We start from the raw sequence: 18,974 nt of genomic DNA, 5'->3' as shown, positions 1-18,974 counted from the left end.
CTCAAAATTGATTGCGCCTGCGACCCATCGCCTCCCGAGGTTCTGGATTACGCGCTGCACAGTTAGAATAGCCGCCACCTCACGCAAGATGCGACCCGCCCATGACCGATCTGACGCTTTATCACAACCCGCGCTGCTCGAAATCCCGCGGTGCGCTCGAACTGCTCGAAGCCCGTGGCCTCACCCCGACCGTGGTCCGCTACCTCGACACCCCGCTGAACGCCGCGCAATTGCAGAGCCTGCTGAAAAAGCTTGGCATCAGCGCCCGCGAGTTGCTGCGCACCGGTGAGGACGAATACAAAACCCTCAACCTCGCCGATGCCAGCCTGAGCGAGGCGCAATTGATCGCAGCCATCGCGGCGCAACCAAAACTGATGGAGCGACCGATTCTTGAAGTCGGCAACAAGGCCATCATTGGCCGTCCACCCGAGAATATCCTGGAGCTGCTGCCGTGAGTGCGCCGTACATTCTGGTGCTGTATTACAGCCGCAGCGGCTCGACCAATGAGATGGCGCGGCAGATTGCCCGCGGTGTCGAACAGTCCGGAATGGAAGCGCGCCTGCGCACCGTGCCGGCGATTTCCGCTGAGTGTGAAGCCGTTTCGCCGGACATTCCAGACGAAGGCGCGCTGTACGCCAGTCTTGATGACCTGAAGAATTGCGCGGGCCTGGCGCTCGGCAGCCCAACGCGATTCGGCAACATGGCGGCGCCGCTGAAGTATTTCCTCGACGGCACCAGCAACCTGTGGCTGACCGGCGCCCTGGTCGGCAAACCGGCCGGAGTCTTCACCTCCACCGCGAGCCTGCATGGCGGTCAGGAAACCACGCTGTTGTCGATGATGCTGCCGTTGCTGCACCACGGCATGCTGATCACCGGCCTGCCGTACAGCGAATCCGCGCTGCTGGAAACCCGTGGCGGCGGCACGCCATACGGCGCCAGCCATCACGCCGGAGCCGACGGTAAGCTCGGTTTGAATGAACATGAAGTGGCGCTGTGCCGGGCCTTGGGTCTGCGTCTGGCGAAAACCGCGCAACAGTTGGTGAGCTGACATGGCGAAAAAGCCGAAGGTCCTGCCTTCCATCGCATGGCTCGAGCCACGGGTACGGGCGATGCGTGCCATCAGCCTGCTGTGCTATTTCGGCCTAGTGGGATTGCTCTGCGTTTACTACCTGATGGTTGCCGATCTGCATGGTGCGCGGCCGTGGGTGATTCTGCTGATCGAACTGGTGCCGCTGCTGTTGCTGGCGCCGGGGATGATTATCGGCAGTGCGCGCGGTCACTCGTGGATGTGTTTTGTGGTGAACCTGTATTTCATCAAGGGCGCACTGGCGGCGTATGACCCGAACCGGCAGCTGTTCGGTGTGCTGGAGATGGGCGCGAGCCTGGCGGTGTTTTGCTCGGCGTTATTGTATGTGCGGTGGCGATTTCAGTTGAATCGCAAGCTGGCTGGCGAGGGCGAAATCTCCGGCGCCTGACAGGGCGCTGTCGCTGGCAAGCCAGCTCCCACAAGGATCGTCGTAAACACATTATTTGGGAACGACATGAACCCTGTGGGAGTGAGCCTGCTCGCGATGCGGTCAGCTCGGTTTCAATGGTTGGCGGTGTAGGCGAGCATCATCGAAATCTGGCTCATCGGCCGCCCGCCACTTTGTTCATGCCACTGGTTGAATACGCCCTGCACCGTGGCGAGATCCCGCAGGCTGGTCGGCACTTTGTCGACGATCTTCTGCGCATTCAACGCCGCCACCACGTCGTAGCTCGGCACAAAGGTATCCTTGCCGACCATCCGCAAAAACCGCGGCGCCGATAATCCACCCAATTGATGGCCGCGCTTTTTCAGGTACGTCCACAACCCGACACTATCAGTCACCGGCCAATCGGCAATCAACGCGCCAAAGCTGCCCCGCTCGTGGGCCTCGTCCAGGATGAATTGCGCATTGCGCGGCACGCTCTTGAGCTTGCCCAAGTGGCGAATGATCCGCTTGTCCTGCATCAGGCGCTCAAGGTGTTCGGCACTCATCAGCACGACTTTTTCCGGATCGAACTTGAAAAACACTTCTTCGAACGACGGCCACTTGGCGTCCACCAGACTGTGCTTGAGGCCAGCGCGGAACACCCGCAGCGCCATGGTCGAAAGGTAGCGGTCGTCGCTGATCTTGCGCAATTGCGCTGGAGTCTTGGGAACGGGCAGATGGGCTTCCAGTTCAGCCGCCGAACCGAAGCGGTTCAGACAGTATTCGTGCAGCCACTTGTAATCGCGCATGCCCTCTCCTAGGTAATCGAGAAACTAATGTGGGAGCGGGCTTGCTCGCGAAGGCGGTGTAACAGCCAACAACATTGCTTGCTGTTAAACCGCCTTCGCGAGCAAGCCCGCTCCCACAGTGATTGTGGTTAAAGGTTTACAACGTTGACGAAGCGCGAAGCAGCAGTTTCGTCGATTTTGAGGCTGGTGAAGTCAAACAGATTACGATCCGCTAGTTGCGACGGCTGCACGTTCTGCAAGCTGCGGAAAATGCTTTCGGTGCGGCCTGGTGTTTTGCGGTCCCATTCCAGCAGCATGTCCTTGACCACCTGACGCTGCAGGTTTTCCTGCGAGCCGCACAGGTTGCACGGAATGATCGGAAATTGCTTGAGGTCCGAGTAGGCCTGGATGTCTTTTTCGTTGCAGTAGGCCAGCGGGCGGATCACCACGTTGCGGCCGTCGTCGGCTCGCAGTTTCGGTGGCATGGCCTTGAGCGTGCCATTGAAGAACATGTTGAGGAAGAACGTTTCGACGATGTCGTCGCGGTGATGACCAAGGGCCATTTTCGTCGCACCGATTTCGTCGGCAAAGGTGTAGAGCGTGCCGCGACGCAGCCGCGAGCACAGCGAGCACGTGGTCTTGCCTTCCGGAATCAGCTCCTTGACCACCGAGTAGGTGTCTTTCTCGACGATGCGGTATTCGACGCCCAGTGCTTTCAGGTACGCCGGCAACACGTGCTCGGGAAAGCCGGGCTGCTTCTGGTCCATGTTCACGGCCACGATCTCGAACCTGATCGGGGCAACCTTCTGAAAATGCATCAGCACATCGAGCAGGGTGTAGCTGTCTTTGCCACCGGACAGGCAGACCATGACCTTGTCGCCGTCTTCAATCATGTTGAAATCGGCAACAGCCTCACCGGCCTGGCGGCGAAGGCGCTTTTGCAGCTTGTTCTGGTTGACCGTGAGAGTGCCCATGACGCGAAATCCGTGAGGAGTGACGAAAGCCCGGCATTTTACGCAAAACGCCGAAAGATCAAAAGATCGCAGCCTTCGGCGGCTCCTGCGTCAGACGTAACTGCGATTAAGCCCTGTGTTTACAGCGCGATTTGCTCTAACGCCCTACAACCTGTGCGGGGAAGTCCTTCCTATACTGCGAATTAAGGTCGCACACATATCCAGACCTTTACTTACGTGGCCACTTTGGCCGGTAGGCGCTCCACTGGGGGGCGACGGTAAAAACAAGAGGAGTGACTGGCATGATCCATCACGTAGTGGGGCTCTTCACCCACCCCGACCAGGAATGGAAAGAAATCCGTGGCGACCAAGAGGAAAGTATCAGCCACATGTACCTGACTCACACGCTGATTTTGGCGGCGATCCCCGCCGTGTCGGCGTTCATTGGCACCACGCAAGTCGGCTGGGTCATCGGCAGTCGGTCGCCGGTGATGCTGACCCAGGAAAGCGCACTCTGGATGACGATCATGTCGTACCTGGCGATGCTCGGGGGCGTTGCGGTCATGGGCGCATTTATTCACTGGATGGCGCGTACTTATGACGCCAACCCGAGCCTGGCCCGTTGCGTGGCGTTTGCCACTTATACCGCGACTCCGCTGTTCATCGGCGGCCTCATGGCGCTGTACCCGCACATGTGGCTGGGGATGATCGTCGGGACGGCGGCCATTTGCTACACGGTTTACCTGCTGTACGTGGGGCTGCCCACGTTCATGAACATTCCATCTGACGAGGGATTCCTGTTTTCCAGTTCGGTGCTTGCCGTAGGCCTGGTGGTGCTGGTGGCCATCATGGCGTTTACCGTTATTGTCTGGGGACTCGGCGTGGGGCCGGTCTATACAAACTAGCAACACGGCATTCAATAATCAGATCTGCCAATACAGGCCGCCGCAAGGCGGCTTTCTGATGCCCGAAAAACAGCAGGGAGAAACGACCACTCGGCGCCTGAGCGATTCGCAAGCCTGCCAGGTTGCGGCATACTCGGCGACTCTGGAGACCCATCAAGCATGCCCGAGCAACTCAATACCCGCGTCGAAGACTGTTACCAGCAAGCCGAATCCTTTTTCAAACGAACTTTCAAACGCCCCGTGGTGAGCCTCAAGCTGCGCGGGCAAAAAGCCGGTGTCGCGCACTTGCACGAAAACCTGCTGCGCTTCAATCCGCAGCTGTACCGGGAAAACAGCGAAGACTTCCTCAGGCAGACCGTGGCCCATGAGGTCGCGCACCTGATCGCGCATCAGCTATTTGGTGATCGCATTCAGCCCCATGGCGAAGAGTGGCAACTGATCATGCGTGGCGTGTACGAACTGCCGCCCAATCGCTGCCATACCTATGACGTCAAGCGTCGCAGCGTGACCCGCTATATCTACAAGTGCCCGTGCGTCGACAGCGATTTCCCGTTTTCGGCGCAGCGCCATGGCCTGGTGCGGCAGGGGCGGCGGTATTTGTGTCGGCGGTGTCGGAGCACCTTGGTGTTCAGTGGGGAGATGCGGGTCGAGTAAGTATGGGCGGGCCTCATCGTCGGAATGCCGCCCAGACCAAGCCCACAAGGGGACGGCATAGGCGCTAAAGAATTACCTTGGCACGCCGCAAATCGGCAATCCGCTCGGCGCTCAACCCCAACTCCGCCAACACCTGATCCGTGTGCTCACCCAACGCCGCGCCGATATGCCGTGGCTCGGGCAATCCTTCTGAGAACTTCAACGGACACGCCATCTGCGCCTGGTTCGTCCCGTCGCCCCGCGGCACGTCGGTGACCAATTCCCGTGCCCGCAACTGCGGATGCCGCACCGCCTCACCCAGCGTCAGCACCGGCTCAACGCAGGCATCGAGCTCGGCAAACAGTGCACACAACTCACTGAAGTCGTGTTTCTCGAATTCAGATTTCAGCGCGTTCTTGAGTTTCTTTTGCTGTGCCGGCTGCGGCGACAATCCCAGCGCCGCCAGTTCCTCCAGCCCCAGCGCCGTGCATAATTGCTTCATGAAACCCGGCTCCAGGCTGCCCACCGACAGCCAGCGACCATCCCGCGAACGGTAGTAATCATAGAAGCTGCCGCCGTTGAGCATCTGGTCTTCCCGGCCCGGCGCCTCGCCGCAGGCCAGGTACGCGGCGCCAGCCATGGCGTTCAGGCTGAACGCGCAGTCGGTCATGCTCACGTCCAGGTGTTGCCCGATGCCGGTGTGCTGTCGGGCGATCACCGCCGACAGCAGGCCGATCACGCCGTGCAACGAGCCACCGGCGATGTCCGCCACTTGCATGCCCAAGGGCAGCGGACCGTTGTCGGCGCGGCCGGTGTAGCTCGCCAGCCCCGCCAGCGCGAGGTAATTGATGTCATGGCCGGCGCGGTCCTTGTAGGGGCCGGTTTGCCCGTAACCGGTAATCGACACGTAGATCAGCTTCGGGTTGATCGCCTTCAGCGCTTCATAACCCAGGCCCAGACGTTCCATCACGCCGGGGCGAAATTGCTCCAGGACGATGTCGTGGTCCTGCAACAACTGCTTGATCAGCTCCAGCGCCTCAGGCTGTTTGAGGTCCAGCGCGAGGCTGCGCTTGTTGCGATTGAGGTAGGCGTGGCTGGCGGACACGCCTTGATCATGCGGCGGCAGCATGCGCAGCAAGTCCATGCGGGTCGGCGATTCGATGCGCAACACCTCCGCGCCCATGTCGGCCAATAACAGCGAGGCAAACGGCCCCGGCAGCAGTGTCGAGAAATCCAGAACCTTGAGTGAAGCCAGTGGACCGAGCATGAGTGATCTCCAGTGCGATGCCTCAAGCCTAGGCAGCCAATGGCATTGCAGCAATCACCCGATGTGTCAGCAACTGTGACCGTTACGCTCAAACGCCAGGCATGAAAAAACCCGCCGAAGCGGGTTTTTCCCTTTTTTGCGCGTGTAGTGCGCGTGTTACTTGATGGTGGTTGGGGTCGGGCCTTCGGCCACGCCCAGGTCATCTTCAGGACGAGTGTCGGAGATACCGCGACCGCCAGAAGCCAGCTCCGCGTGCATCACGTCAACGTCCAGTTCCTTGACCCACTTGGCAACCACCAGGGTGGCAACGGCGTTACCCACCAGGTTGGTCAGTGCGCGGGCTTCGGACATGAAGCGGTCGATACCGAGGATCAGCGCCAGGCCGGCAACCGGGAGGTGGCCGACAGCCGACAGGGTAGCGGCCAACACAATGAAGCCACTGCCAGTCACGCCAGCAGCGCCTTTGGAGGACAGCAGCAACACCACCAGCAGGGTGATCTGGTGCGTAATGTCCATGTGGGTGTCAGTTGCCTGGGCAATGAACACGGCCGCCATGGTCAGATAAATCGCAGTACCGTCGAGGTTGAACGAGTAACCGGTCGGGATTACCAGACCTACAACGGATTTCTTCGCGCCCAGACGCTCCATCTTGATCAGCATGCGTGGCAGTACCGATTCCGAAGAGGAAGTACCGAGCACGATCAGCAGCTCTTCACGGATGTAGCGGATCACTCGCAGCACGCTGAAACCGTGAGCGCGGGCGATACCGCCCAGCACGACCAGGATGAACAACAGGCACGTGATGTAGAAGCACGCCATCAACTGACCCAGCTGCACCAGCGAGCCGACACCGTAGGCACCGATGGTGAACGCCATCGCACCGAAGGCACCGATTGGCGCGAGCTTCATGATCATGTTGATGATGTTGAACATCACGTGAGCGAAGCGGTCGATGAAGTCGAGGATCGGCTTGCCGTAGGCACCCAGGCGATGCAGGGCGAAACCGAAGATCACCGAGAACATCAACACTTGCAGGATATCGCCAGTGGCGAACGCACCGAAGATGGTATTCGGGATCACGTTCAGCAGGAAGCCAACGACGCTTTGATCAGCACCGGCAGCCACGTACTGAGCCACTTTCGAGGCGTCCAGCGTGGTCACGTCGATGTGCATGCCGTTGCCCGGCTGGACGATGTTGACCACCAGCAGACCGACCAGCAAGGCGATCGTCGAAACGATTTCGAAGTAGAGCAGCGCGTAACCGCCGGTCTTGCCGACCGATTTCATGCTCTGCATGCCCGCGATACCGCTGACGACAGTACAGAAGATGATCGGGGCGATGATCATTTTGATCAGTTTGATGAACCCGTCACCCAGCGGCTTGAGGGCCACACCGGTCTGCGGGTAGAAGTGACCGATCAGAATGCCGACGATGATGGCAACGATCACCTGGAAATACAGGGATTTGTACAGTGGCTGACGAGTCGTCATTGCAAAGTTCCTCAAGAGTGCGCGGTGACAACATCCACCTGTTGCCCACGACACCTGAATTGCGAACCCTCCTGCACTGGAGGGATTTGTTTTTTCGAGCTGCGCGACGGCAGGCATCTGCTCGTTGTATCGCAAGCGGCGTGCCACCTTTGCCAAATCACCTGCAAGCCTTTTGACATCAGGGGTTACAGGTTTAACGTGCCACGGAACCATGAAAAACAGTGGCGGTTTTCCGCCCCCAGGTTAAACCCCGTCCTTGAATCTGGCGGATATCCGCCTTGTTCATCGGCGGGCAACCTGCCTACCATCCGCCGTTCATCAACGGATCTGCCACTTAGGCGCGAACGTATGCGCGGACATAGGCGCGAACGCACCATTGCCAGCCATTTTGCCCGCGCCGTCCTCGGTGGCGCGCGCCGCCTGGGTCATGATTGCTCAGGCCTGCTGCAACAACTCGGCATCAGCCCCGAGTTGCTGGATGAGCCGCGTGCGCGAATCGCGCCGGAACAGTTCACCCGGTTGATCCAGGGTTTGTGGCTGGCGCTCGACGACGAATACCTCGGCTTCGGGCCGGTCACGAGCAAACCCGGGAGCTTCGCGATGATGTGTCACGCCGTGATCCACTGCCGCAATCTCGATAAGGCACTGCACCGCGGCTTATTGTTTTATAGCCTATTCCCCGAGGGTCCGCGCCTGACCCTGAGCCGCGAGGGGGAACTGATCCGCCTGAGCCTCGACGATTCGCAGTTTCGTGACCCGGATCATTTCCTCACGGAGAGCCAGTTGATGGTCTGGCATCGACTGGGCAGTTGGCTGATCGGCCAACGCATCCGTCTCGATCAGGTGACGTTCAGCTACCCGAAGCCGGCGCACGGGGCCGAATATGAGTTGCTGTTTCCCTGCCCGATGGAATTCTCGGCGGCGCAGAGCAGCCTGGTGTTTCACAGTCGCTACCTGAGCATGCCGTTGTTGCAGGACGAACGGACGCTCAAGCATTTTCTCGAACGCTCGCCCGCCGACCTGTTGGCGCGCCCCGACGATGGCGACAGTCTGAGCAGTCAATTGCGCCGCTTGCTCAGCCGCGACAGCGCACGCTGGCCGGATCTGGAAGCGGTGGCGGCGCACCTGCACGTCAGCCCGCAGACACTGCGTCGGCATTTGCGTGAAGAGGGGTCGAGTTTTCAGGAGTTGAAGGATCAGTTACGCCGGGATATCGCGATTTATCACTTGGGCCGTGCGGATCTGTCGTTGCAACAGATTGCCGAGCAACTGGGGTTTTCCGAGCCTTCGGCGTTTCATCGGGCGTTCAAGAAGTGGACCGGATTGACGCCTGGCGCTTATCGGGCGCAGGAGAATTGAAACTGCAGGAGCCGGCTTGCCGGCTCCTGCAAGGGACGGTGGCGTTTCAATAATCAAACCGCCGGGAAATGAATGCGGAACGCCGCACCGCCCATCGGCGAATCACCCAGCGCCAGTTTGGCGTTGTAGCTTTCGATGATGTCCTTGACCACCGCCAGCCCGATCCCCTGCCCTGGATGCTGGCGGTCCAGTCGTTCACCGCGTTGCAGGATGCGCGCACGTTGATCCGGTGGTACGCCCGGCCCATCATCTTCCACGCACAACTCAATCCCGCTCAAGGTTTCACGCACGCTGATGCGCACTTCGCCAAGGCACAGGCGATAGGCGTTCTCCAGCAAATTGCCCATCATCTCAAGCAAGGCGCCCTGCTCGATCGGCACGTAACATTGCTCCGGCAGATCGAACGCCACTCGCACGCGTTTGTCGCGGTAGACCTTGTCCAGCGTATCGCAAAGGCTTTGCAGCACCGGTCGCAGCCGTACCTGATGGCGCACCAGGCCGCTTTTGCGCAGGCTGGCACGTTGCAACTGATAGCTGATCTGCTGGCTCATGCGTTCAATCTGGGTTTGCAGCACTCGCGCCTGAACCCGGTTTTCCGGACGCTGTGCCATGTCTTCGCTGACACCCTGCAACACGGTCAGCGGGGTTTTCAGGCTATGGGCCAGATCATCGAGAGAATCGCGATAGCGGATGCGCTGTTCGCGTTCGCTGTGCAGCAAACGATTGAGGGAACCGGTCAGGCGCAACAGTTCGCGCGGGTGCTGTTCGCTGAGGCTTTCGCGGGTGCCGCTTTCGATTTCATCGAGTTCCTGGCTGAGCCGGCGCAACGCCTGCAAACCCCAGGTCAGGCCGATCCACAGCAACGCGAGCAACACCAATAATGCGGCGCCGAAGCCCAGGTAGAGATTTTCCCGCAGGCCTTCGAGGGTGACTTCGTACTCGCGCACCGGTTGCAGCGCGACAATGCTGAACGCCGCGCTCTTGCCGCCGAGCAGTTTGACTTCGACGTCATAGACGAAAAATTCCTGACCGTTGGCTTCGCTGATCCGCGCGAACTCGTTACCGCGTCCGTCGTAGCGCGGTTTGTAATTGATGTTTTCTTCGCGGGTGCCCTTCGAGCGCCACACCAGGTGACCTTCGCGGTCGTAGATGTAGCCGAGCAGGCGGCTGTCGGTGAGGTTGAAGCGCTCATCAGGCAACTGCGCCGGCATCTGCAAGCGGTTGCCATCGACCCGGGCGGCAGAGATCAGCGTGGTGACGTCCGACGCCAGGCGTTGCTCGATGGAATCCTGCAACGCCAGGCTGAATGCGCCTTGCATCGCCGGCAACAACGCTAGCATGAACAACACCGCCAGGAGAGTGGCGGCGAGCATCAAGCGGACACGAAGCGAACGAATCAAGTGCAACGCTCATTGAACAGGTAGCCGAGGCCACGCACGGTGTCGATCGGCTTGAACCCGGCCGGGCCTTCGAGCTTGCGGCGCAGACGCCCGACCAGCACTTCGATCACGTTCGGATCGCGCTCGTCGTCATCGGGGTAGAGCTGCTCCATCAAACGGTCCTTGGCCACCACTTGCTGGTGATGGCGCATCAGGTATTCGAGGATTCGGTATTCGTACGCGGTCAGCGCCAACGGTTGCTCGTCGAGGGACGCCTGTTTGCGATTGAGGTCGAGCAGCAGCGGCCCGGCGACGATGGTCGACTGGGTGAAACCGCTGGAGCGACGCAGCAACGCGTTCAGGCGCGCATCCAGCTCTTCGAACTGGAACGGCTTGACCACGTAATCGTCGGCACCGGCGGCCAGGCCTTCGACCTTGTCCTGCCAGTTGCCGCGCGCGGTGAGGATCAGGATCGGAAAGGTCTTGCCGCGGGCGCGCAACTGGCGGATCAGGTCGAGGCCGCCCATGCCCGGCAAGCCGAGGTCGATCACCGCCAGGTCATGGTTGAACTGCTCGGTCTGGTACAGCGCCTCCTCGGCGTTGGCCACGGACTCGACCACGTGGCCGCTATCCGTCAGGCGGGTTTGCAGGTGATGGCGCAACAGCGCTTCATCTTCGACGACCAGCAGTTTCATGACGCTCTCCCGGGCAAATCAAGCTATCCAGAGGTACAACGGTCTTCCTGACGGAGTTTAATGCCATTGTTCGAGACCGACACGCTGGCGCAGGTGCTTGGGTACGGCGCTACATTACCCATCAGCCCCTGAACTCCCCCTGAACGTACTCTGAACCTGAGCTGAATCAAATCGTCTAGGCTGACAGGGTGACTTTCTTTCAGGAGATCCGACCATGCGTGTATTCCTCGCGGTGATGCTGCTGGCCTTGAGCGGGCTAACTCAGGCTGCCATCAAGACTCAGGAAATCCCCTATCAAAGCCCCGACGGCACGAAGATGATCGGCTATTACGCTTACGACGACGCGGTCCAAGGCCCGCGCCCCGGCGTCGTGGTGGTGCATGAGTTCTGGGGGCTGAACGATTATGCCAAGCGCCGCGCCCGCGATCTGGCCGGCTTAGGTTACAGCGCGCTGGCAATCGACATGTACGGCGGCGGCAAGAACACCGAGCATCCGAAGGACGCGATGGCGTTTATGCAGGAAGCACTGAAGGACAGTGCGGCGGCCAGTGCACGCTTCAAGGCCGGGCTTGATCTGCTGAAGAAACAGCCACAAACCGATCCGGATAAAGTAGCGGCCATCGGCTACTGCTTTGGCGGTGGCGTAGTGCTGAATGCGGCTCGCCAGGGCTTGCCGTTGGCGGGGGTGGTGAGTTTCCACGGTGCACTGGCGACCAATACGCCGGCGACACCGGGCAGCGTGAAGGCGAAAATCCTGGTGGAACACGGTGCACTGGACAGCATGGTAACGGCGGATAACGTTGCGGCGTTCAAGGCTGAGATGGACAAAGCCGGGGCCGACTATAAATTCGTCAGTCTGGAGGGGGCCAAGCACGGATTCAGCAATCCGGATGCGGATCGATTGGGTCATGGCGACCATGGTGGGCCGGATATTGGCTACAGCAAGGCGGCGGATGAGAGTTCTTGGGCGGATATGAAGGCGTTCTTCAAGAAGATTTTCAGTTGATCAGGTAGACCGCAGCGCGGACATCACGGGAAAGCCCGCGCCCACAGGATTTAGGTCATCCCTGTGGAAGCGGAATTGCCCGCGATGGCCGCGCCACAGTTCTGAACCTTTGCACTACCCAGCCCGAGGGCAACCCGGCAAAATGCCCGACATGAATTCCGTCCCCGCCCTACCCGCCTGCTGCACCCCGCTCGATGCCCATTGGCCACTGCCGTTTGTGCTGCCCGATACGGTGTTGCTGAGCACGCACTTCGACACCTCGCAACTGGCCAGCGATGACTTTCAGCGCAGCGCCATCGAACCACCCGCCACCATCCAGCGTTCGGTGGCCAAGCGTCAGGCCGAGTTTCTCGCCGGCCGCGTATGCGCCCGGGCGGCATTGCAGCAGCTAGAGGGGCTGAGCTTCGTCCCGGCGATTGGCGACGACCGGGCGCCGGTCTGGCCTGCGCACATCAGCGGCTCGATTACCCACAGCACCGGGCGGGCGGCGGCAATTGTCGCGCTGAAACGCCATTGGCGCGGCTTGGGCATGGACCTGGAAAACCTCCTCAACCCTGAACGCGCAGAACGCCTGGCCGGGGAAATTCTTACGCCAGCGGAGCTCAAGCGCATGGCCGCCGGACGTCGCGATCAATTGGCGCTGCTGGTGACGCTGACGTTTTCGGTGAAGGAAAGTGTGTTCAAGGCGTTATACCCGATCGTCCAGAAGCGCTTTTACTTTGAACATGCCGAAGTGTTGGAGTGGACCGAGGCTGGAGAGGTGCGGTTGCGGTTGTTGACCGATCTGTCCGGGGAATGGCGTAACGGCACTGAACTGGATGGACAGTTTGGGGTGAAGGATGGGCAGTTGTTGAGTCTGGTCAGCATCAAGGCCTGAAGATGTGCGGTGATAGGGCCAGCCTCTTCGCGAGCAGGCTCACTCCTACATTTGAAATGCGTTCCCCTGTAGGAGCGAGCCTGCTCGCGATGAGGCCCTAACAGGCAACAACGTTCTCAGCGCTTCTCCTGATTGCGCGGCCAGCTCAGGCTGAAGCAAGCCCCACCCAGACTCTTGCTCTTGCTGATCAACGCCCGCCCGTCATGCCAATGGATGATCCGCCGCACGATCGACAACCCCAACCCATGCCCGCCCGACGCGCGGGTGCGGCTGTCGTCCAGGCGCAGGAACGGGGTGAAGATTTTCTCCCAGGCCGACTCCGGCACGCCCGGCCCGTCGTCTTCGATGTCCACACGACAACGTTGCTGCCCCACCTGATAACTTACTGTCACCCGCGATTGCGCGTGGCGCATGGCGTTGCTCACCAGGTTCTGCATCGCCCGGTGCAGATAGCGCGGCTCGGCCTCGACCCACGCGTCGTCGCAATCCGCCGCCGACAGGCACAACCCGCGCTGCACCGTGACGTCGGCACGCAGTGGCGCCAACTCTTCGATCACCTGATTGACCAGCGCATCCAGATCAATGCGCTGAAAATTCAGCGCCGGCGAGCCCTGTTCCAGCCGCGCATACGTGAGCATCTCATCCACCAACCGATCGAGATCCTCGATGTCGTGGTCCATGCCTTCGCAATATTTTTCCAGAGCCTGCGGCGTGGTCGCCGAGCCGATCATCTCCAGGCCAAAACGCAGGCGCGCCACCGGCGTGCGCAACTCGTGCGACACCGCGCGGACCAATTCGCGCTGCACCGCCAGCAACTGTTGCAGGTGCTCAGCCATGCCATTGAACGCCGAGGCGAGGCGCCCCACCGAGTCTGCACCGCGCGCCGGCACGCGGGTTTCCAGGCTGCCTTTGGCGATGCGCGTGGCGGCGGCTTCGAGGCCACGCAAGCGGCGCTCCAGTTGTCGAACCAGCAGATAAACGATCAAGCCGATCAGGCACAAGCCGAGGGCCGCGATCAGCACCAGCCATTCCGGCGGGTAAGGATTCATCTGATACAGCGGACCGATTTCCAATACCCACGGCGTGCCGACCATGCCGGCAAACACTCGAATCGAATCGCCCTCCTTGCCCAACGCCATCACCGTGTCGCCTTCAGACACGCGGCGGCTCTGGTCGTCATCCATGTCGGCCTCATCGACCGTGACCAGCCGCAGGTCAAAACCGAAGCCCTTGTCTTCCTTTATCTGTGCCAGACGCTGGGGTTGATCGGCCACCGGTACCCGCACCAGTTCGTCAGTGAGCAGGTAAATCGTCGCCCGGGCCAGTTGCTCGCTGATCTGCTGCACCTCCCCCGTGAGCACCAACTGTTCCTGATCGCTGACTAACCGATAGACCTTCGCCGCATGTGGGCCAGTTTGCTCCACCAGGGCCTGGCCGCGCAGCACGCGGGTGCGCTGGGTCAGGTCAAGGTCCGTCTGGGCGAAGGTCTTCAGCGCCAGTGGAATCCCGAGCAAGCGCTCCCACACCAGCAAGGCGCGGTGCCGCTGGGTTTCGTTCATCGGTTGCAGGTTGTCGGCCATCAGCGAGAACGTGCCGTGGGCCAGGCGCTCGCGGTATTGCTCGCTGCGCACCTGATTGAGCATGTGCAACGCCAGCACACCGAGCACGGCCACGAGAATCAGCGCCGCGCACATGCCGCCATAGATGCGCAGGAAGATCGAATTCACAGCGTCGGGTCTACGCAGGCTTCAGGCACGAACAGGTAACCTTTGCTACGAATGGTCTTGATCAGGCGCGGATGGTCCGGGTCGTCGCCGATCTTCGGCCGGATGCGCGAGATGCGCACGTCGATGGAGCGGTCCTGGCCGTCATAGCCGATGCCCCGCAGCGCGGTGAAGATCTCTTCGCGGGACAGAATACGGCCGGCATTCGCCACCAGCAGCCACAGCAGGTCGAACTCGGCACTGGTCAATTCGATGCCGCTGTCATTCAGCCAGGCTTCGCGCAGCGCGTTGTCGACCACCAGCGGGCCGAATTGCAGGCGCCGCAGCTTTTCCGGGACCGGCTCGGGCGCTTCACTGCGTCGCAGCAGCGCCTGGATGCGCGCCAGCAGCAAGCGCGGGCGCACCGGTTTGCACACGTAATCGTCGGCACCGAGGTCCAGGCCGAGGATTTGATCGGTGTCATCGGTGCGGGCGGTGAGCATCAGGATCGGGCCGTCGTATTTGTCGCGGACCTTGCGGCAGATGCTCAGGCCGTCTTCGCCGGGCAGCATCAAGTCGAGGATTACCAGGTCTGGTTTCTCCTTGATAATGCGCGCCGCGGCCAGCGCGCCATTGCCTTCGATCAACACGCGCAGGCCATTGGCTTCCAGGTAATCGCGGGTCAGTTCGGCCAGACGCTGGTCGTCTTCCACAATCAATACCTGCCAGGCTTCTTGCTCCACGGTGACCTCTGCTTGCCAACAACACTTAATAAAGAAGGACCCGCCCCTCTTTTTGTAATGATCGGGGAGGATAAGAATGCGTACGCACTGGCCGATTGTATAAACGCCACTCGTCCAGAACACAAGCCGGCAAATGCGTTCGGACAGGCAGGTTTTTTGTGATAGGGTTCGCGCCCTCAAAAATCCGAATGACTGTTTTCCCTCCTTGAAAATCGTTGAAAAACGCCCCGGTCCTGTAGCGTCGCGGCCTACGCGCCCATTGACCCTTTCACACACAATTTACACACAGGTTTATCCACAGGTAGTACGTTGCAACACCTTCCAAAACGCACTATCTTGTACCCCGGCGCAAAAAAAACCCTACATGTAGGGTTTTGACCTAAAAGCCCAACCACATTTCAGACCCGAAACTCAAGCGCTTTATTGCCTGTTTCCGGTTGAACCAAGTGTCAAATTACAAGCCCAAACCGCTCATGCGGATGGCACCGTTTTTTCAGGCTTGAATGGCCAGAACGGTACGGGTGTTGCAGTCATTACTGCACCCGGAATGGAATCCGGCGAGGGGCCCAGGCTCGTCGCCAAAGACTTCGGCACGGACGCGGCATCATTAGCCTTTTCCTACTGTCCCGAGGTTGTTATGCCCGACGCCCGTCGGTTGTAGTGCTTCAGGACAGAACGGTGGGCACCATGAAGGTGCTCAAACAAACATAGAGAATGTGGAGACACACCCCCATGCAAACCGACACAACTCGCGAGAACCCGCAGGGCACCTTGCCGCAGGCCGCTGATTCGAATTCGGATCTGTCCGCCACCGCGCCTGGCCAGCTGCGCGTGATCAAGCGTAACGGTACTGTCGTTCCTTACACCGACGACAAAATCACCGTCGCGATCACCAAAGCGTTTCTCGCAGTTGAAGGCGGCACCGCTGCCGCTTCGTCGCGAATCCATGACACCGTCGCCCGCCTGACCGAACAAGTCACCACGACCTTCAAACGTCGCATGCCGTCGGGCGGCACCATCCACATCGAAGAAATCCAGGACCAGGTCGAACTGGCCCTGATGCGCGCCGGCGAGCAGAAAGTCGCTCGTGACTACGTGATCTATCGCGACGGTCGCTCGAAGCAACGCGCCGCCCACGCACCGGCCGAGGAAGCGGTCAACGCTCATCCGTCGATCCGCATCACCCGCGCCGACGGCACCTTTGCGCCGCTGGACATGGGTCGCTTGAACACCATCGTCACTGAAGCGTGCGAAGGCCTGGAAGAAGTCGACGGCGACCTGATTCAGCGCGAAACCCTGAAAAACCTGTACGACGGCGTGGCCCTGACCGACGTCAACACCGCGCTGGTGATGACCGCTCGTACCCTGGTTGAACGTGAGCCTAACTACTCGTTCGTGACCGCCCGCCTGCTGATGGACACCCTGCGCGCCGAAGGCCTGAATTTCCTGGAAGTGGCTGAAAGCGCCACTCACCACGAAATGGTCGACCTGTACGCCAAGGCCCTGCCTTCGTACATCGCCAAGGGCATCCAATTCGAATTGCTGAACCCGGTCCTGGCCACCTTTGACCTGGAAAAACTCGGCAAGGCGATCAACCACGAGCGCGATCAGCAGTTCACCTACCTGGGCCTGCAAACCCTGTACGACCGTTACTTCATCCACAAGGACGGTATCCGCTTCGAACTGCCGCAGATCTTCTTCATGCGCGTGGCCATGGGCCTGGCGATCGAAGAGAAGAACAAAGAAGACCGTGCGATCGAGTTCTACAACCTGCTGTCGTCCTTCGACTACATGTCGTCGACCCCGACCCTGTTCAACGCCGGCACGCTGCGTCCACAGCTGTCCAGCTGCTACCTGACCACCGTTCCGGATGACCTGTCGGGCATCTACCACGCGATCCACGATAACGCCATGTTGTCGAAATTCGCTGGCGGCCTGGGGAACGACTGGACGCCGGTTCGTGCCTTGGGTTCGTACATCAAGGGCACCAACGGCAAATCCCAGGGCGTCGTGCCGTTCCTGAAAGTGGTGAACGACACCGCCGTCGCCGTTAACCAGGGTGGCAAGCGCAAAGGCGCTGTGTGTGCCTACCTGGAAACCTGGCACATGGACATCGAAGAGTTCATCGAGCTGCGCAAGAACACCGGTGATGATCGTCGTCGTACCCACGACATGAACACCGCCAACTGGATCCCTGACCTGTTTATGAAGCGTGTCTTCGATGACGGCCCGTGGACCCTGTTCTCGCCTTCCGAAGTGCCGGACCTGCACGACCTGACCGGCAAGGCCTTCGAAGAGCGTTACGAGTACTACGAAGCACTGTCCCAGTACCCGGGCAAGATCAAGCTGTTCAAGACCATCCAGGCCAAAGACCTGTGGCGCAAAATGTTGTCCATGCTGTTTGAAACCGGCCACCCATGGCTGACCTTCAAAGACCCGTGCAACCTGCGCAGCCCGCAGCAGCACGTCGGCGTGGTCCACAGCTCGAACCTGTGCACCGAAATCACCTTGAACACCAACAAGGACGAGATCGCCGTTTGCAACCTGGGCTCGATCAACCTGCCGAACCACATCGTCAACGGCAAGCTCGACACTGCCAAGCTGGAACGCACGGTGAACACCGCGGTACGCATGCTCGACAACGTGATCGACATCAACTACTACTCGGTGCCGCAAGCGAAGAACTCCAACCTCAAGCACCGTCCGGTCGGCCTGGGCATCATGGGCTTCCAGGACGCGCTGTACCTGCAGCACATTCCTTACGGTTCGGACGCTGCCGTCGAGTTCGCCGACAAGTCGATGGAAGCGGTCAGCTACTTCGCGATCCAGGCTTCCTGCGACCTCGCCGATGAGCGTGGCGCCTACGAGACGTTCCAGGGTTCGCTGTGGTCCAAAGGCATCCTGCCGCTGGATTCGCAACAGATCCTGATCGAGCAACGTGGCCAGAAGTACATCGACGTTGACCTGAACGAATCGCTGGACTGGGCACCGGTTCGCGCCCGTGTGCAAAAAGGCATTCGTAACTCCAACATCATGGCCATCGCACCGACCGCGACCATCGCCAACATCACCGGCGTATCGCAGTCGATCGAACCGACCTACCAGAACCTCTACGTGAAATCGAACCTGTCGGGCGAATTCACCGTGATCAACCCGTACCTGGTTCGCGACCTCAAGGCTCGCGGTCTGTGGGACTCGGTCATGATCAACGACCTGAAGTACTACGACGGTTCGGTGCAGCAGATCGAGCGCATCCCGCAAGAACTCAAAGAGCTCTACGCGACGGCCTTCGAAGTGGACACCAAGTGGATCGTCGATGCGGCAAGCCGTCGTCAGAAGTGGATCGACCAGGCTCAGTCGCTGAACCTGTACATCGCCGGTGCATCAGGCAAGAAGCTCGACGTGACCTACCGCATGGCCTGGTACCGTGGCCTGAAAACCACTTACTACCTCCGTGCCCTGGCCGCGACCAGCACCGAGAAGTCGACCATCAACACCGGCAAGCTGAACGCTGTTTCCAGCGGCGGCAACCACGGTGAAGATTCGGTCCTGGCAGCGCCAGCCGGTCCTGCTCCAGTGCCGAAGGCTTGCGCCATCGACGAGCCGGATTGCGAAGCTTGCCAATAAGCTGAGCCGGTAACACGAAACCCCCGACAGTCCTCTGGATTGTCGGGGGTTTTATTTTGCCCATGAAAAGGTGGCGCCCGGCCCTGTAGGAGCG

The 18,974-nt window shown here is 60.2% G+C and carries 17 protein-coding genes; 9 read left to right on the top strand and 8 right to left on the bottom strand.

Annotation, left to right across the window (positions count from 1 at the left end; all coding sequences use genetic code 11):
• Nucleotides 1-101: 101 nt before the first annotated feature.
• The 3 genes from arsC to ACYZT4_RS00865 are packed head-to-tail and all read left to right on the top strand — an operon-like array spanning nucleotide 102 to nucleotide 1,475.
• A complete protein-coding gene (gene arsC, locus ACYZT4_RS00875) occupies nucleotides 102-455 on the top strand; it encodes an arsenate reductase (glutaredoxin) (RefSeq protein WP_461984509.1) in 354 nt (117 codons plus the stop codon).
• A complete protein-coding gene (gene wrbA / locus ACYZT4_RS00870; protein ID WP_461984507.1) occupies nucleotides 452-1,048 on the top strand; it encodes an NAD(P)H:quinone oxidoreductase in 597 nt (198 codons plus the stop codon). The genes arsC and wrbA overlap by 4 nt, the downstream gene beginning before the upstream one ends.
• A gap of 1 nt (nucleotide 1,049) precedes the next feature.
• Complete coding sequence (locus ACYZT4_RS00865) at nucleotides 1,050-1,475, top strand: DUF2069 domain-containing protein (protein ID WP_461984505.1); 426 nt, start codon at nucleotides 1,050-1,052, stop codon at nucleotides 1,473-1,475.
• Between the two features lie 113 nt (nucleotides 1,476-1,588).
• Here the strand turns inward: ACYZT4_RS00865 and ACYZT4_RS00860 are convergent, their stop codons facing one another.
• Nucleotides 1,589-2,263, bottom strand: coding sequence for a DNA-3-methyladenine glycosylase I (locus tag ACYZT4_RS00860; protein ID WP_461984503.1), 675 nt, complete (start codon nucleotides 2,261-2,263; stop codon nucleotides 1,589-1,591).
• Nucleotides 2,264-2,391: 128 nt separating this feature from the next.
• Nucleotides 2,392-3,216: a tRNA 2-thiocytidine(32) synthetase TtcA gene (gene ttcA, locus ACYZT4_RS00855; RefSeq protein WP_461984501.1), complete on the bottom strand. Its 825-nt coding sequence runs from the start codon at nucleotides 3,214-3,216 to the stop codon at nucleotides 2,392-2,394.
• Between the two features lie 281 nt (nucleotides 3,217-3,497).
• Between ttcA and ACYZT4_RS00850 the strand changes: the two genes are divergently transcribed.
• Both ACYZT4_RS00850 and ACYZT4_RS00845 read left to right on the top strand, forming a co-directional pair.
• Nucleotides 3,498-4,100 carry a Yip1 family protein gene (locus ACYZT4_RS00850; RefSeq protein ID WP_461984500.1) on the top strand — a complete coding sequence of 201 codons (603 nt, stop codon included), beginning with the start codon at nucleotides 3,498-3,500 and terminating at the stop codon, nucleotides 4,098-4,100.
• Nucleotides 4,101-4,259: 159 nt separating this feature from the next.
• Nucleotides 4,260-4,754, top strand: coding sequence for a SprT family zinc-dependent metalloprotease (locus ACYZT4_RS00845; protein WP_461984498.1), 495 nt, complete (start codon nucleotides 4,260-4,262; stop codon nucleotides 4,752-4,754).
• Nucleotides 4,755-4,818: 64 nt separating this feature from the next.
• On the opposite strand, the gene ACYZT4_RS00840 is transcribed toward ACYZT4_RS00845, so the two are convergent.
• Both ACYZT4_RS00840 and ACYZT4_RS00835 read right to left on the bottom strand, forming a co-directional pair.
• Nucleotides 4,819-6,000, bottom strand: coding sequence for a CaiB/BaiF CoA transferase family protein (locus tag ACYZT4_RS00840; RefSeq protein ID WP_461984496.1), 1,182 nt, complete (start codon nucleotides 5,998-6,000; stop codon nucleotides 4,819-4,821).
• 156 nt (nucleotides 6,001-6,156) lie between these two features.
• Complete coding sequence (locus tag ACYZT4_RS00835; RefSeq protein ID WP_461984494.1) at nucleotides 6,157-7,491, bottom strand: dicarboxylate/amino acid:cation symporter; 1,335 nt, start codon at nucleotides 7,489-7,491, stop codon at nucleotides 6,157-6,159.
• 348 nt (nucleotides 7,492-7,839) lie between these two features.
• Here ACYZT4_RS00835 and ACYZT4_RS00830 point away from each other — a divergent pair, with 348 nt between their 5' ends.
• Entirely contained in the window at nucleotides 7,840-8,850 is a 1,011-nt protein-coding gene (locus tag ACYZT4_RS00830) for an AraC family transcriptional regulator (protein WP_461984492.1), read from the top strand.
• Nucleotides 8,851-8,903: 53 nt separating this feature from the next.
• Here the strand turns inward: ACYZT4_RS00830 and ACYZT4_RS00825 are convergent, their stop codons facing one another.
• Together ACYZT4_RS00825 and ACYZT4_RS00820 are read right to left on the bottom strand one after the other, a co-directional pair.
• Complete coding sequence (locus ACYZT4_RS00825; RefSeq protein ID WP_461984490.1) at nucleotides 8,904-10,250, bottom strand: ATP-binding protein; 1,347 nt, start codon at nucleotides 10,248-10,250, stop codon at nucleotides 8,904-8,906.
• Nucleotides 10,247-10,924 (bottom strand): response regulator, encoded by a 678-nt coding sequence (locus ACYZT4_RS00820; RefSeq protein ID WP_461984488.1) that lies wholly within the window; start codon nucleotides 10,922-10,924, stop codon nucleotides 10,247-10,249. The genes ACYZT4_RS00825 and ACYZT4_RS00820 overlap by 4 nt, the downstream gene beginning before the upstream one ends.
• Nucleotides 10,925-11,138: 214 nt before the next feature.
• Between ACYZT4_RS00820 and ACYZT4_RS00815 the strand changes: the two genes are divergently transcribed.
• On the top strand, nucleotides 11,139-11,930 hold the full coding sequence (locus ACYZT4_RS00815; protein ID WP_461984486.1) for a dienelactone hydrolase family protein: 792 nt from the start codon (nucleotides 11,139-11,141) through the stop codon (nucleotides 11,928-11,930).
• Between the two features lie 151 nt (nucleotides 11,931-12,081).
• Nucleotides 12,082-12,807, top strand: a complete 726-nt coding sequence (locus tag ACYZT4_RS00810) for a 4'-phosphopantetheinyl transferase family protein (protein ID WP_461984485.1) — start codon at nucleotides 12,082-12,084, stop codon at nucleotides 12,805-12,807.
• Between the two features lie 116 nt (nucleotides 12,808-12,923).
• On the opposite strand, the gene ACYZT4_RS00805 is transcribed toward ACYZT4_RS00810, so the two are convergent.
• Nucleotides 12,924-14,534, bottom strand: coding sequence for an ATP-binding protein (locus ACYZT4_RS00805; protein ID WP_461984483.1), 1,611 nt, complete (start codon nucleotides 14,532-14,534; stop codon nucleotides 12,924-12,926).
• Nucleotides 14,531-15,253 carry a response regulator gene (locus ACYZT4_RS00800; protein WP_461984481.1) on the bottom strand — a complete coding sequence of 241 codons (723 nt, stop codon included), beginning with the start codon at nucleotides 15,251-15,253 and terminating at the stop codon, nucleotides 14,531-14,533. The genes ACYZT4_RS00805 and ACYZT4_RS00800 overlap by 4 nt, the downstream gene beginning before the upstream one ends.
• A gap of 732 nt (nucleotides 15,254-15,985) precedes the next feature.
• Between ACYZT4_RS00800 and ACYZT4_RS00795 the strand changes: the two genes are divergently transcribed.
• On the top strand, nucleotides 15,986-18,880 hold the full coding sequence (locus ACYZT4_RS00795; protein ID WP_461984479.1) for a ribonucleoside-diphosphate reductase subunit alpha: 2,895 nt from the start codon (nucleotides 15,986-15,988) through the stop codon (nucleotides 18,878-18,880).
• Nucleotides 18,881-18,974: the final 94 nt, after the last annotated feature.

The organism is Pseudomonas sp. GB2N2, assembly GCF_054897705.1.
The sequence above is the reverse complement of the archived record's forward strand: the minus strand, read 5'-3'. Positions and strand labels throughout refer to the sequence as shown.

What these genes read in the sequence shown, in the direction of transcription:
- ACYZT4_RS00815 (WP_461984486.1), top strand. Translation starts at nt 11,139, where the DNA reads ATGCGTGTATTCCTCGCGGTGATGCTGCTGGCCTTGAGCGGGCTAACT.
- ACYZT4_RS00860 (WP_461984503.1), bottom strand. Translation starts at nt 2,263, where the DNA reads ATGCGCGATTACAAGTGGCTGCACGAATACTGTCTGAACCGCTTCGGT.
- ACYZT4_RS00850 (WP_461984500.1), top strand. Translation starts at nt 3,498, where the DNA reads ATGATCCATCACGTAGTGGGGCTCTTCACCCACCCCGACCAGGAATGG.
- ACYZT4_RS00865 (WP_461984505.1), top strand. Translation starts at nt 1,050, where the DNA reads ATGGCGAAAAAGCCGAAGGTCCTGCCTTCCATCGCATGGCTCGAGCCA.
- ttcA (WP_461984501.1), bottom strand. Translation starts at nt 3,216, where the DNA reads ATGGGCACTCTCACGGTCAACCAGAACAAGCTGCAAAAGCGCCTTCGC.
- ACYZT4_RS00845 (WP_461984498.1), top strand. Translation starts at nt 4,260, where the DNA reads ATGCCCGAGCAACTCAATACCCGCGTCGAAGACTGTTACCAGCAAGCC.
- ACYZT4_RS00840 (WP_461984496.1), bottom strand. Translation starts at nt 6,000, where the DNA reads ATGCTCGGTCCACTGGCTTCACTCAAGGTTCTGGATTTCTCGACACTG.
- ACYZT4_RS00820 (WP_461984488.1), bottom strand. Translation starts at nt 10,924, where the DNA reads ATGAAACTGCTGGTCGTCGAAGATGAAGCGCTGTTGCGCCATCACCTG.
- ACYZT4_RS00810 (WP_461984485.1), top strand. Translation starts at nt 12,082, where the DNA reads ATGAATTCCGTCCCCGCCCTACCCGCCTGCTGCACCCCGCTCGATGCC.
- ACYZT4_RS00830 (WP_461984492.1), top strand. Translation starts at nt 7,840, where the DNA reads ATGCGCGGACATAGGCGCGAACGCACCATTGCCAGCCATTTTGCCCGC.
- arsC (WP_461984509.1), top strand. Translation starts at nt 102, where the DNA reads ATGACCGATCTGACGCTTTATCACAACCCGCGCTGCTCGAAATCCCGC.
- ACYZT4_RS00795 (WP_461984479.1), top strand. Translation starts at nt 15,986, where the DNA reads ATGCAAACCGACACAACTCGCGAGAACCCGCAGGGCACCTTGCCGCAG.
- ACYZT4_RS00835 (WP_461984494.1), bottom strand. Translation starts at nt 7,491, where the DNA reads ATGACGACTCGTCAGCCACTGTACAAATCCCTGTATTTCCAGGTGATC.